We start from the raw sequence: 14190 nt of genomic DNA, 5'->3' as shown, positions 1-14190 counted from the left end.
TCATTTAGTTCTGTTAGGTAGAAAAATCCCAAATTTTCTTGTTCAATCCCAAATTAGCAAGCATAAGTAATTGTTATGAAAGGAGTCAGTCGTTTAAGATAGGCTACATAAGAAACTAGATAGAAAAATTCTGCATTTAAGTACAGAATTTCTCTGTCTAATAGCGGTTAGGGGGAATTGTTTCTCTCATTTACTCAAGGAATAAAAGTGTCTATTAGTAATATAAATAAAAATAATGAAGATAATTTTCAGGCAGACAAGAAAGCTATTGATTCAGATGAGTTGCTTTCAGAAACAGGTGAAAAACTAGAAGATAATGAAGATGAATTTCAGGCAGACAAGAAGGACATTGATTCAGTTGAACCGCTTCCAGAAATAGGCCGAAAGCTAGAAGACCAAAAATATAATGAAGAGGATTACAAAAGAGCACTAAAAGATCTTAGAAAGCAATTGATGGAAGCTGAAAAGCAGATAGAAATATTAGAAAGCAATGAGCAAAAAAATATAGCAGAGCTTAGGCATAAAGAGAGGCTAAAAGAAGAGAAAATAGAAAAAATAAAAGAAGATGAAAAAAAAGCAGATCGTAGAAAGTTGTATAATATGTCTGTGGTGTTTATTTTTGCTTCAATGATTATTATTTTTGCTTCTATAAATAACCCTGCAATTTATATAATAGAGTCGGATACTGTTTCATTTATAAGTCGGGCATTTAATGCATTAGTGCTCCTTATTATTCCACTTTTTTTGGGCTCACTGGGAGCTATTTCAAGAGTCCTTATGTCGGGATTAACACTCGTAAAAAATACAACTGTTATTATATCATCAGGAATGATGGGAATGTTTTCATGGGTAGGAATTAAAAGTGGTATTTTTGTTTCGTTGTTAGCACCACACGTAGAAAAAAGTGGAGTGGATATGACTTCATTACATACAAGCTCCCCCTCTGATTTTTATGCAATGGCTCTAGTCGCAATTTTCGTGGGCATGTTCTCATCAAATGTGTACATAATGATTAATAGTAGAGTTGAGCAGCTTACAAACACTAAGAGTGAAAATAAAAATTCCCCTAACAAGTCAATTTAAACAGAACTAAAACAGTGTGCCATGTTTCGTTCCTCAACAAGTTTGGCACACAATTTTAGTCCGCTTAATGTGGGCGTTAGGGCACAGGATAGGAGTCAATTTTGAAGCAATATGTAGTAAATAGCTTATCTGAATATATATCAGTTACATCAAGTGTCGCGAGAGATAGCGATCAAATGTGGTTTCGAGGGCATTCGTCGGCTTCTCATCGGTTGATTCCATCTGTCTTGAGGAACACAGTCCCGTTGACCGACGGGCGTGGAAATAAAGTAACTCCAGACCAACAGTTCAGCTCTGGTGGTGGGCTAGTCGGTGGTATTTCTGCAGAGCGAATGTTTGATGAATTTAAAATGAAAGCTGGTCCATTTTTGGAAACAGAGCCTAAAAATGAATTTGAATGGATGTTTTTAATGCAGCACTACGGAGTTCCGACAAGGCTGCTAGACTGGACAACAAATGCTCTGATAGCACTATATTTTGCTATTGAATCAACGCCTTCTAACAGCGAGCAGTATGATGACGAAGAAATCTCTTTGGAAGACTACTTGTCTTCACAAGCTGGGGAGTTTTCAACACATGCTGCAGCTGTTTTTGCCTTATGCCCTAAAACTTTTAACGAAGCCTCGATTCTAGAAAAACGAATAATTCCGATTTCCGAGGAGTATGAAAGTTGGGAGATGTACATTGATCCAATGAGTAAAGGTGGAGTTAATAATATGTTACCTGTCGCCATTTCCCCAAATCACATTGATAAACGTATTCGAGCGCAATCAGGGTACTTTACTCTGCATGGTGCAAATATCTGGGAAATTGATTATTACAAACCAATAAGAGATGTGTTGGTCAAAATAATGATACCTTACAGTGTTATACCGACGATGGTTCGTGATTTAGAAGCAGTTGGTATAACTGACTCATTGGTGTTTCCTGATTTATCAGGTTTAGCTAAAGAGGTGTTAAGAAAGGAAAGTCATAGATATGTACCCATACAAACCGGTTAAGACTAATTCGCAACGAGTGGCGTTTTCACCAAGTGTTGCGTTGCTCATACCCAAATAGAGCATTAAGCATACCCACTAACATATTGTTATAATGAGAATTTTTTATTAAGAAGTTAAGTGATGAGTATTGAGTTTTTATTGAGTGACCTTGATAAGGTAAATTACTTGAGCAACTTGCTCACTAGTTCCGCAACTGGTGGAGATGCTGACAATTCAGAGTTTGTGCAACTTCGACATGAGTTGTTAAAAAATCCTATTTTAGCACCTATGCTTCCGGGTTGGCTTAAGCTTCACCGTGATCTGGCGTCATTTTGGGGTTTTATTAAAAATAAACGAGGTACGTACGCAGAAAGACGTACATATCTTTCTGAAGAGTTCGCTTCTGTGTGCAATTATCTAGAATTTGGAGAGCAACCTGCTGTTAAGTTAGGGCCTATGAAACAGACTTTTAGTGTGCAATCACCACATCAAAAAGCCATCTCAGAACCTAAGAAAGACAAAGTATTCATCGTGCATGGTCGAGATAACGCAGCTAAGCAGGAAGTAGCAAGGTTTGTAGAAAGCGTAGGGTTAATACCGATCATTCTGCATGAGCAAGCAAGTGGGGGTAAAACGATCATAGAAAAAATTGAACATTATGCTGATGAAGCTGGGTTTGCTTTGGTTCTCTACACGGCTTGTGATCACGGTCGAGGCATCCACGAAACCAAAGTACAGCCAAGGCAACGTGCAAGACAAAATGTTGTTTTTGAACATGGCTATCTAATGGCTAAATTAAGTCGAAAGAATGTTTGTGCTCTTGTTAGAGGTGATGTTGAAACACCAAATGATATTAGCGGTGTTGTATATGTTGGGTTAGATGCTGCTGGTGCATGGAAAACAGAAGTCGCAAAAGAACTTAAAGCTCGTGACTATACCTTGAAAGAGTTTTTCTAGCAGAGATAAAGGTGCGTTTAGTAAAGCGTTAAGAGTGATTCCCAACGCTCGAAATTTTAGGTTGGATATGATTTATTTTTTGGAACAATGGGTTAACTTGGGTAGTAGCGTTGATCAAGCCTAAATTTGGCGCTAGCTTTTCGAATGTATGTAAGTTGAGATGTTTACAAATGTACTTTTACAAATATCAGAATGTTAGTCCTCTATCTTTAATGATGCTAAAGCGTGGCGAAGTCTATTTTGCCTCTGCAAGCGAGTTGAATGATCGGCATGAATGTCGAGCTAGATATATATTTAATGGCCCAAAAGAGATTTGGGAGCGATTTGTAGATTATGTGTTGTATAAAGTTTGCTCTGAATCTTCTATATTTAGCTCTCATCAAGATGCATGCAAGTTAGTTAAATTGGCTGAACCTATTTTTGAAGCTGGTTTTAGTCGAATAAAGAAAAGAAACCTAACTGTATATGATACTACTCTGCTGTTTAATTACGGGTTCGATGCTGTACTCGGCGAAGAGTTTAGCTCTGAAGAAAAGGTTAAGATTAAGCAATGCACTGAAAGTTATTTGCTAGCACTAAGTGAGAGTGAACTTCTAGAAAACAAACATATTTGTTCATTTTCCCAAAACGCGATAAATCCTACAATGTGGGGGCACTATGGGGCAGCAGAAACTGGTTTTGTAGTTATATATGAGAGCTCTGATGGTTTTGTTGATGTAGAATCGACTTTATGCAACTTGTCTGGCCATAGAGAGACAGAAAATGGTTGGCATGAGATAGGTCACTATGCTTTTGAAAGCTTAATGTTAAAAGACGTTAGTTACTCTAAACAGCCTTGTAAAGTTAATGCTTTCGAAAGGCTCATACATAAATTTCGTTACAGCGAAAGAGAGTTTCATTACGACGTCCCAGAAAACTTCCTAGGTATGATTGACCGTATGGAAGAAAACAAAGTTGGTTTAGTTAAGTACACTGATTGGAAGTATGAGCAAGAGGTTCGCTTATTATTCCCCACTTATGAAGATCTACCTTCAGAGCATCGTTGCCTGAAAGTAAATAGTCGTCACATCAAAGGGATAATATTTGGTCCCAAGACTTCAGATAGCTCAAAAGAAAGAGTTTTAATGGCTTGTTCTCATTTATTCGGTTGTGAAAAAGGTAAGTTAGATTTAGCTGTTTTTCAGGCTCTATACTCGCATGATAACTACTCTTACCAAGTATTTCCTATCGGTATGGTGTCAAAGTTTTTGTCATCACAACGTCTCCCCTTAACAGAGTTTGAACGTTTAAACCCGGATCAAAAAGAATTCTTAGGTAAGTTAGGCAAAAGTATTGTAGAACAAAGCTAACAAGATATTTGAGTCACAACGTTTGGCGTCCTCAATTCAAGGAAGTTTAGTGTTTAGGCACAATGATGTAGCTAATGTGTCAAAGTTTTCAACGCCTTAATTTGGCACTATGTGCTTAGAATAACTAAGAAACAAAAGGTAGCTTATGAGTCTTCTAACCGAGATACCGTATAAATTGAATATTTTCCTTACATTGGCTACTTGGATTGCGCACTGGTTGGGGAAGTTCTTAGTTATTGCAATATTTTTGATTGCTAGTTCAGCCTTAATTAATGAAATATGTCTTTCGTTTGGTTTAAAGGTTCTTTCAGAAAACCATTGGTTGTTTGTTCTATCTAATCTTGTATACAACGAGAAGGCGTGGGCTCCTGCTACGGCAGTTGTCGCTACGACCGTTGCAATGGGACACTTTCGTACACTGGAAGTAAATATCGACAAAGAAAACCGAGAACGAGATTCCGCAAGAACCGAATAACACACATAACATGAGGCTATCGCACCAATAGTTTATTTCAACCCCCTATATTTAACGTTCACCCGGCAAATGCGTCAGTTTCACGGAGGAAACATGACAAGCGACCAACTATTAGAAAAGGCACTTTATAGCAGTGCCAGCATCCACCAACCTCATTCTTTAAAAGCCTATTTGGCTTCGAATCACCTTAACAACTATTTCGCTAAATCAGACAATGTGTAGCTTAAAACGAATGAGCAGATAGACCAAACTGAGATTGAAGTTTTAGGCGAGTACTCTGCAACGGTGCAAGCGCCGAAGTTTACGGTTCTCCCACGCAAAGGCGAACGTTTGCCTTTTGTTTCTCGGAATTTAATTGCAACAGTAAATGACACACAAACGTAGAGGTAGCGCACAGAATCGAAAAAGGGGATATCGCGATTACGTAATCATTGATCTAGCCGATAGTGAGATAGTGATAAGAGGTCGATAATTCGTTGTCGGATCTAAATTAGAACTTTAAATCTAATTTCTAAGTAGTTGTTATCTCAGGAAGAGTTTTTGTGCTATGCGCCCCTATATTAAATACATTATCCCAATTTTAATTCCTTTCATTATCCTCGTAATGCCGCTATCAGCGTTTCCATTTGAAGGCCTTACGATTATTCAACAACGCGTTATTGCGATCTTTTTATTAGCGGCATTGTGCTGGGTGTTCGAGCCTATCCCGATCTACGCGACGTCTGTTGTTATTATCGTTCTGCAATTGTTGATGTTGTCGGATAAAGGACTGATCTTTTTAAGGTTTGATCATGGGGAAGAACATTTTGGTGAGCTGTTAAAATACAGCGATATCATGGCGACATTCGCTAGCCCAATCATCATGCTGTTTTTAGGTGGTTTCTTCTTAGCGATGGCCGCCACTAAGTATCGATTAGACGTAAACTTAGCCCGTGTATTATTGAAGCCATTTGGACAAGATCCAAAGTTTGTGATGCTCGGCTTAATGCTGATCACTGGTATCTTTTCGATGTTTATGTCTAACACGGCAACAACGGCAATGATGTTATCTATTTTAACGCCGGTACTGGCTGTGTTTGGCCCCAAAGACCCCGGTCGTATAGCGTTTGCGCTTTGTATTCCTGTTGCCGCTAACATCGGTGGCATTGGTACCCCGATCGGTACCCCGCCGAATGCTATCGCACTTAAATATTTAGTTGGCGATAATCTAATTACGTTCGGTGAGTGGATGGCATTTGGTGTGCCGTTTGTCGTTATTATGATGGCGTTAGCGTGGTTTTTAATAGGCTTTATGTACAAAGCTGACCAAAAGAAAATCGAGCTAAGCATCAAAGGTAAATTCCTTAAAACGCCTAAAGCCATTGCGGTATACGTTACTTTTGCGCTGACCATCATTCTTTGGTTAATGGGCTCAAGCCATGGCATGAACTCTTATACCGTCGCTCTTATTCCTGTCGCTGTGTTCTCACTCACAGGGATCATCAATAAAGAAGACCTGAAAAAGATTTCTTGGGACGTACTGTGGCTTGTATCAGGTGGTATTGCGCTTGGTTTAGCTCTCGATAAAACTGGCTTAGCAAGACTCGTGGTACACAGCATTCCGTTTGATTCCTACTCACCATATGTGGTGTTGTTCGGAGCGGCGTTCTTGTGTTTGGTAATGGCAAACTTTATGTCTCATACCGCAACGGCTAACTTGTTAATGCCAATTATGGCCGCATTAGGTTCGTCTATGGCTTCACTCACGCCACTCGGCGGTGAGTTAACGTTAATTCTGGTTGTGACTTTTGCCGCTTCATTAGGTATGTCGCTGCCAATCAGTACGCCACCGAATGCGTTGGCTCATGCCACTGGTCATGTGCAAAGTAATCAAATGGCCAGAATCGGTATTATTTTGGGTGTGGTTGGTGTGCTACTGAGTTTTGTTATGGTGTGGGTGCTACATTCAATTGGTCACATAGGATAACGATACGTGTATCAACAAAAGCTAGAAGCACTTATCGATCGTTATTTTAATCAGACAGAACGTCGGGTGACGTGCCGTGCCGGTAACACCATTATTGAGCAATCAGCGTTAAACACTCGTTTATATTATGTGTTTAGTGGAGAACTGGAAGGGTTTTATTCCGAAGCGAATACACCGCAAGTGCGAGTATTTAGCGCGGGTAGTGGGGCTTTTATAGGCGTTCATAGCTTCTTTTCAGGTAATTGGACAGCATCTTCAACGGTTGTTGCTAAAACCGATGTTGAGTTAGCGTGGATCGATAAAGACACGCCGGCAGAAGATGAGCGTAAATTTGGCCCTCTTACCGCACAGTTCACACCTGTGATTGTCAATGAATTGTCGCGTCGTCAACGCCGTGCAACACAAGAAGCGATAGCGAAACAAAAAGCGCTAGAGAAGTTACATACTGCTGAGCAAATGACGACCTTGGGTCAATTGGCTGCAGGGATTGCCCATGAGCTTAACAACGCTATTGGTGTAGTAAATAGTAAATCTGGCCGACTTGAAACGGTCATCATGGAGCTACTTGAAGAAGTGCATCCAGAAGCCAGTCAATTTTTCGATTTTGGGTTAATGCATGGTCAGAAAACGTCGTCGTCAGAAGCGCGAACACGTGGGCGACAATTTGAAAGAAAATATGGTTTAGACAAAAACATTGCACGCTCTCTTGCAAAGGCGATTCCAATTGACGCTTTATCTACAACAGACGTTATTTCAAAACATTGGCTGAAAAAACCAGAAGAAGCGATTCGTTTTTGGCAGATGGGCTGTGATTTACATGATTTACGTTTGGCATCTAGACACACCGTCGGCATCGTAAAATCGGTTAAACAACTTGGCAGAATTGATATTGACACCGAAGAAGCGGTTGATATTAACGACTCCATTAACCATGCCTTATCGTTGTTACAAAGTGAGTTACGTAGAGTATCTGTGCGATTGAGCCCCGCAGATTTGCCGACTTTTAAAGGCTCGAAAACAGAGCTTGTTCAGATTTGGGTCAACATTGTAAAGAATGCTTGCGATGCAATGTCGAATTCAGACGATGCTGCAATAGAAATTCAGACCAGATTAAGTAAGAAAAGAATATTAGTTACGATCACGAATAACGGCCCTGAGATAGACGAGGGGACTCGTAGAAAGATATTTCAGCCCAACTTCACCACTAAAAAAGGTGGTTTATCGTTTGGATTGGGCTTGGGTTTATCAATCGTTAAGCGGATTGTGGCGGGTTATGGCGGAAGTATCATTGTGAAAAGTGATGCTTCTAAAACTGTATTTAGAATCAAGTTACCAGTAGAGGGTGAACATGGAGAAGCTTAATTTAATCTGTGTCGATGACCAGAGAGAAGTACTGAGCGCAGTGGTACAAGACTTAGAGCCGCTGGCGAGTTGGCTGAATATTGAAGATTGTGAATCAGCACAAGAAGTGCTTGATCTCATTGATGAACTTGATGCAGAAGGCGAACACATTACCGTCATCGTGTCTGATCATGTGATGCCAGGGAAAACGGGCGTGGAGTTACTCACTGAAGTGTTCCATGACAGCCGCTTTCCGAATACAAAGAAAATCCTTCTTACGGGGCAGGCCACTCATACTGATACAATCAATGCGATTAATGCAGCAGGCATCGACCGTTACTTTGAAAAGCCTTGGCAAGCAAGCACGTTAGTTGAATGCATTCGTACTCTTGTCACTGAGTACATATTTGATCAAGGGCTTGATTACACGGACTATCAGAATGAGCTTGACCAGCAGGTTGTGTTGAGACGCTTACGCTAGCCTCTTATGTTAGCGACTTACGCTAGTCATCTATGTCAGTCGCTTGAAATGATACGCACCGAAGGACGCTTTCTGAAGGATATTGTCTTTGAAAGATGTAATCTTCGGTGCATATATTGCCTATCTCTTTTAGTCGTTCAGGTTTTAGTACTCAGTTATTAACACGCTGGTTGCTGGCTTAAGTCTAAAACTTATACGCTACGCCAACGCCAACGCCAACGCCAACCATACTTGAAGTTAATGCATAGTCTTTATACACCACATGAGTGCCGAGCTTGCCTCCAGTACCTCAAGGATACTTCGGCGTGCTTATTTCAGTAAGTTCGGAGTACTTCTCCATCTGTAACCGTCGACAAACTTAGCTCGGCTGCAATAATTTCATGAGTGCTTGCATCGACAGCAATATGAGTCGATGATTTCTAATCTCTATCAACAGGCCAATAGCCCTTTGGAATACCCTGACGATGAGATTGATCAAGCTATCTTAGATCAGTGTCAAAGATCAGGTAATTCAGATGGACTCTATGACAATGTCCACCGATTGGCTTTTGGGTATACGTCGAATCAACACCTGATAACCCTAGCGGATGCATTGTGTTTTCTTCAGGAACGATTGCCTGGACATACTACAGAGCTAAAATGTGTCACAGAGTATTAGTGTCGTCTGTTAGAACAGTGAATTTAATTAGGACGTTACAGCTAACTTATGCGTCGTTATCAGTCTAGGAAGTAAAATGAAAAAATTGGTTTTGGCTTTGTTGTTATTGGTTTCGACCAGTGCAATGGCATCTAAAGACGTACCGGAAATGTCGATTAAAAACGGCTATGTTGAACCGTTCCGAATGTTCGATAACGTTTATTACGTTGGTGATAGATGGGTGTCGTCTTATGCGGTAGAGACTGCAAAGGGATTAGTTCTGATTGATACACTCGATTTCCCTTATTCGATGTGGATACCCATCAATCTAAAAAAGCTTGGGTTACAAGATAAGGCCATCACTCATATTTTGGTGACTCACGGCCATTCTGATCATGCTGGTGGAGCGCAATTTCTCCAGTCTGAATATGGTTCAAAGGTCGTGATGACGGAGAAGGGTTATGAGTTAGCCGTAGCTCAAGCCAACAAAAGCAGTGGTAAGAATACCTTTTTGCCGCCCAAGGTAGATTTCTTTGTGCAAGATAGCAGTAGTCTTATTGTCGGTGCGGATGAGTTTAAGTTCTACCTTACGCCCGGCCACACAGAAGGGGATTATTCAATAGATCTTATGGTGAAAGACAACGGCACATCACATCGCGCATTTGTAGTTGGCGGTCACAGTATTAATGCACGAGATCCAAAGCTAGCGAAGCAGTTCTTCGAGAGCATGGACAGAGTGAGAGAGAGCGCTTTGCAGCCACCTGTGGTGAGCGTGAATTTGTCTAACCATCCCCATAAGAATCATCTATTCGCTAATCGTGAGAAACGAAATGCCGATGGTTCGAACAATCCGTTCATTAGCGAAAGTAACTTCTTTAGCTTTTTAGACCAGCAAGAAGCCTTAGCGAAAGAAAAACTCAGTGAAGCGCAACAGCGGAATAAATCGGAAAGTTCACAGTAGACGCTCGCTTAAGTATAGATACGGCCAACGCGAGCAATTCGCAGTTTGTAGTTGTTAGGCAATGAAGAGGTTGCGACCAACTTATGTGACTTCTTGATCGCAGCAGCCAATGAAACTGGTTCTGTCTCTGATAAAATGGTGCAATATTGGCGTAATGCGTTAAATGGTTAGAAGCCCGCAATAGCCAATGAGTTAACACATTGTATGAAAGGGAAGGAGGCTCAGGATGAGTACAGGTTTTAAAGGTTCGTGTTTGTGTGGAAGTGTACGTTTTTCCGTTGATGGATTCAGCGAAAAGGCCGCAAACTGCCACTGTTCAATGTGCCGAAAATTTCATGGCGCGGCTTTCGGGACGTTAGTTGGCGTACAAGGCTTAAACTGGCTTTCTGGCCGTGATTTTCTCAAAGAATTTGTGGCCTTAAACGGCGCAACACGAACATTCTGCTCCAACTGTGGTTCAAGTTTAGGCTTCAGAGTCCAAGGTGAATCTTTAGAAAACATCGAACTAGCGATATCGACATTCGACGTGGATATTCCAGTCAAAATTGATGCTCAGATCTACACCAACTACAAAGCGAACTGGTGTGAATTACAGCCAGATTTACCCAAGTATTCAGAAGGGCGAACAAGCTAGTCGAGCTTTCAAGTCTTTGAATCGCACAGTGATGATGGGCTACGTGCTTGGTGCTGCCCAATGTTTAACGCATGTTGACTTCTCTCCCCAATTTTATTGAGGCAGCTCGAAAAGATCGGGTTTTCACACAATCCTATATTGGCACCTATCCATACTGAACCTAGGAGGAAAGTATGAGATGGTTAATCATTAAAAATGCGTTAATTACGCTGACTATAGGGTTTGTGATTGTATGGCTAAGTTCTCGAGGAGAGTATCTAGCCACAGCGTCAGTTTACCCGACCGACTTTGTGTTCTTATGGTTGGGCGTTGTTTTAGCTGGCTTCGCATCGATTTATACAATAGATGATCTCCAACGAGGTTCATGGCACAAGTCTGCTGTGATTTATGCATTTTATTATTATGGTGCATTCGGTTTATTTGCAGATGGCCACGTCGCGGGTTGGGATCATAGCTCTGGTTACATTGAGAAATTGTTTATGTCTGGCTTTATAATTTTCGTCTCGTTATTTTCAATAGTCGTGCCGTTAATCGTGTTCACGATATCTGTTATACAGGCACACCTCCTTTCTATCGCCGTTGAAAATAGGCAGCTGTAAATAAGATGCGAAGGTTAGTCTAAATATTCATCATTTTGTACATGGAGGTACAATGAACATCGGTATCTATATTTATAATCAAGCAGAAGTTCTCGACTTCTCTGGGCCATTTGAAGTCTTTAGTACGGCAAAGCGCTTAGGTGCTGAAGATCTAAATGTATTCATGGTTTCTGAGCACGCCGAGCCAGTTGTTGCCCGTGGTGGGTTTAAAGTTTTGGCTGACTACTCGTTACAAAATCATCCAGAGATAGATTTGTTAATGGTAGTTGGTGGTGTGCATACTGACGAGATGAACAAGTCGAATGTACTGGATTGGTTGATATCCGTTGAGCCGAATGCTGAACAAGTTGTGTCAGTTTGTACTGGCGTATTTTTATTGGCTAAAGCTGGATTACTTAAAGGGTTAACCGTTACTACTCATTGGGAAGATATTTCTGATTTGTCATTGCAGTTCCCTGATTTAAATGTGACTACCGAGCAGCGTTGGGTGACATCAGGTAAATTCACAACTTCAGGTGGTATTTCTGCTGGTATAGATATGAGCTTACATCTGATATCTGAGCGCTATGGTTTAGAATTTTCCGCGGTCGTCGCTCGGCAAATGGAATACAACTGGTAGGAATACGCATAACTAACGTTCTAAAAATATTACTATCGACTCTGACTATTTTCCAGGTTTGCAGTGAAGCTGAAAGACGTACCTTGAATGGCTGATATCTTCTAGCTTACTTGACGTTGTGGGCTAATTTTTTGTTCCTGATTTTAATCTAAATACCCTTTCCCACTGCTTTATAGTAAGTCTATATGCAGCACTCTAATATCATGTGTTATGACAAGTCTTTGAGAGATTAAATCTTATTGTTTATCGTAAGTGGGTGGGTGTATATGCGTTAGTAAATTCAATGCTGTTTGAATTTTATGTACTGATTTTATTCAATTAAAAATATATCAGTAATGATATTTTTGGATCTTTAATATTATTATTTCTATCAGTTTTCAGGATTTTTAGCATGTATCAATCAAAACGAAACTGAGTTTTTTGTTAATAAACCTGTGAAAATTTGCGTAATGTTGCATATCTACAATGAATTAAGATAAAAGTTATATAACCTCTTGTTATTTATAAAGTAAGTCAAGTAAGATTAGTAACTTAAAGAGCGGAGCAGAAAGCTTAGAGTGAGAAATCAGACGCAGTCTGCTTAATAACCGTTATACGCCATAGCATTCTATCAAATAAAAGGAATCAGCATGTTTAAAGGGGTTAGTCTAGTCCTGTCAGTTTTCATTTGTACATTTGCACAAGCTAATACTTCCGTTGAGTTTGAAACTGCGCAAAAATTGTTGACGGCGATGGACGTTGATGAACAAATGTTAGGTGGTTTCGAGGCTATGTTGCCAATCGTTAATCAGATAGCGAGTAAGCTTGAGCTTAATTCTCAAGAAACTGACCAACTAAAAGATCTTTATAAAGATTGGTTTGAAAATGATATTGATAGAGTAAAAATGCGTATCGAAATTGCAAAGCTCTATTCTAATCAATTTACCGTTACGGAAATGAACCAAATAATAGAGTTTTACGACACGCCAATTGGGCAAAAGCTGATACAAAAATCGCCAGAGCTAGCAAAGCTTGGAGCGCAAATTGGCATGACAGAAGCTCAAGATAAGCAACAACAATTACTTGAAAGAATCACTCCTTTTATAAAGGAGCATAGTGCTAAGTAACCGGTGTATTAGTTATGACTACGGAATGAATGATTGACCTGTAGCCGCGCTTTTGTCCCATATGGTGCAACCTGTCAGAACCATGTGGGATGACAATCCTCTACGTATTACAGTTGTTATTGCTGCTTACTTCGGTTTTTCTTTCGAGAACAATACATCATAACGGACTTCCTCTAGAAAATATCGCACTTGAAAACTCGACATTCGACGTGGGTGTTCCAGTCAAAATCGATGCTCAGAACTACACTAACTCCAAAGCGAACTGGTGTGAATTACAGCCAGATTGACCGATGTATTCAGAAGGGCGGACAATCTAGTCGAGCTTTCAATTCAATTAATAATTAGTGTTTAAGACACAATGGTTAGGTGTGTTGCTCATGGCTTTGCTGCACTCGTTCTCTGGAGGGAAAATGAAAATATCTTTAATGGCAGCAGTGTCCGAAAACGGAGTTATTGGCTCTGGGCTGGATATTCCTTGGACGGTAAAAGGGGAGCAGTTGCTGTTTAAAGCGATGACCTACAATCAGTGGCTTATCGTGGGGCGTAAAACGTTCGATTCGATGGGTAAATTACCTAATCGGAAATATGCTGTAGTAACTCGCTCGAAAATTACTTCATCTGATCCAGATGTTTTCTATTTCACGAGCATTGAGTTTGCGTTGGCTTATTTAACTCAAGTGACTGAGCATGTTTTTGTGTCTGGCGGTGGTGAAATATATAAAGCATTAGTCGATCAGGCTGACACAGTGCACCTTTCGGTCATTCATAGCGACATTTCTGGGGATGTATTATTCCCTTCGCTTCCTGATAGTTTCAATCAGGTGTTTGAGCAGAAGTTTAACTCGAACATTGATTATACGTATCAAATTTGGTTAAAGGGGAAATCAACCGTATAGAGTGATTATCAAGACTTGACGTTTCAATCCTGCAGAGTCAACCACCAAAACGAACATGGCGATTTACTATCACGTTAGTTTTTCGTTTAACAACTAAGTTGTTCAC

Annotated in this window: 14 protein-coding genes and 3 pseudogenes; all 17 read left to right on the top strand. The window is 40.3% G+C overall.

Annotation, left to right across the window (positions count from 1 at the left end; genetic code table 11):
* The first annotated feature begins 207 nt into the window (after positions 1-207).
* The 17 genes and pseudogenes from AC3CKG_RS09430 (at position 208) to dfrA (ending at position 14084) form a co-directional block, all read left to right on the top strand.
* Complete coding sequence (locus tag AC3CKG_RS09430) at positions 208-1083, top strand: MFS transporter (RefSeq protein WP_488528244.1); 876 nt, start codon at positions 208-210, stop codon at positions 1081-1083.
* A gap of 101 nt (positions 1084-1184) precedes the next feature.
* Positions 1185-2084: an FRG domain-containing protein gene (locus AC3CKG_RS09425; RefSeq protein WP_488528243.1), complete on the top strand. Its 900-nt coding sequence runs from the start codon at positions 1185-1187 to the stop codon at positions 2082-2084.
* Between the two features lie 120 nt (positions 2085-2204).
* A complete protein-coding gene (locus tag AC3CKG_RS09420) occupies positions 2205-3020 on the top strand; it encodes a TIR domain-containing protein (RefSeq protein ID WP_488528242.1) in 816 nt (271 codons plus the stop codon).
* Positions 3021-3190: 170 nt separating this feature from the next.
* Positions 3191-4369 (top strand): DUF2971 domain-containing protein, encoded by a 1179-nt coding sequence (locus AC3CKG_RS09415; RefSeq protein ID WP_488528241.1) that lies wholly within the window; start codon positions 3191-3193, stop codon positions 4367-4369.
* 145 nt (positions 4370-4514) lie between these two features.
* Entirely contained in the window at positions 4515-4844 is a 330-nt protein-coding gene (locus AC3CKG_RS09410) for a hypothetical protein (protein ID WP_488528240.1), read from the top strand.
* A 93-nt stretch (positions 4845-4937) separates the two neighbouring features.
* Positions 4938-5150, top strand: a pseudogene (locus tag AC3CKG_RS09405) (hypothetical protein); the annotation flags it as partial.
* Between the two features lie 241 nt (positions 5151-5391).
* The gene (locus AC3CKG_RS09400; protein ID WP_102353201.1) at positions 5392-6810 is read left to right on the top strand and encodes an SLC13 family permease; all 1419 of its coding nucleotides are present in this window, start codon (positions 5392-5394) and stop codon (positions 6808-6810) included.
* 6 nt (positions 6811-6816) lie between these two features.
* Entirely contained in the window at positions 6817-8172 is a 1356-nt protein-coding gene (locus AC3CKG_RS09395; RefSeq protein WP_488528239.1) for an ATP-binding protein, read from the top strand.
* A complete protein-coding gene (locus tag AC3CKG_RS09390) occupies positions 8159-8632 on the top strand; it encodes a response regulator (protein WP_017062404.1) in 474 nt (157 codons plus the stop codon). The genes AC3CKG_RS09395 and AC3CKG_RS09390 overlap by 14 nt, the downstream gene beginning before the upstream one ends.
* 382 nt (positions 8633-9014) lie before the next feature.
* Positions 9015-9290, top strand: a pseudogene (locus AC3CKG_RS09385) (hypothetical protein); the annotation flags it as partial.
* A gap of 76 nt (positions 9291-9366) precedes the next feature.
* A complete protein-coding gene (locus AC3CKG_RS09380) occupies positions 9367-10230 on the top strand; it encodes an MBL fold metallo-hydrolase (RefSeq protein WP_488528238.1) in 864 nt (287 codons plus the stop codon).
* Positions 10231-10248: 18 nt separating this feature from the next.
* A pseudogene (locus tag AC3CKG_RS09375) lies at positions 10249-10401 on the top strand (opioid growth factor receptor-related protein); the annotation flags it as partial.
* A gap of 55 nt (positions 10402-10456) precedes the next feature.
* A complete protein-coding gene (locus tag AC3CKG_RS09370) occupies positions 10457-10864 on the top strand; it encodes a GFA family protein (RefSeq protein WP_488528237.1) in 408 nt (135 codons plus the stop codon).
* 173 nt (positions 10865-11037) lie between these two features.
* On the top strand, positions 11038-11463 hold the full coding sequence (locus AC3CKG_RS09365; RefSeq protein ID WP_488528236.1) for a hypothetical protein: 426 nt from the start codon (positions 11038-11040) through the stop codon (positions 11461-11463).
* Positions 11464-11515: 52 nt separating this feature from the next.
* Positions 11516-12082 (top strand): DJ-1/PfpI family protein, encoded by a 567-nt coding sequence (locus AC3CKG_RS09360; protein WP_372159804.1) that lies wholly within the window; start codon positions 11516-11518, stop codon positions 12080-12082.
* Between the two features lie 629 nt (positions 12083-12711).
* Positions 12712-13188, top strand: coding sequence for a DUF2059 domain-containing protein (locus AC3CKG_RS09355; protein WP_102277984.1), 477 nt, complete (start codon positions 12712-12714; stop codon positions 13186-13188).
* Between the two features lie 410 nt (positions 13189-13598).
* Entirely contained in the window at positions 13599-14084 is a 486-nt protein-coding gene (gene dfrA, locus AC3CKG_RS09350) for a trimethoprim-resistant dihydrofolate reductase DfrA (protein WP_065111294.1), read from the top strand.
* Positions 14085-14190 lie beyond the last annotated feature (106 nt).

The organism is Vibrio sp. QJM3NY_15 (assembly GCF_057785995.1).
This window is presented reverse-complemented; position numbering and strand designations above follow the sequence as displayed.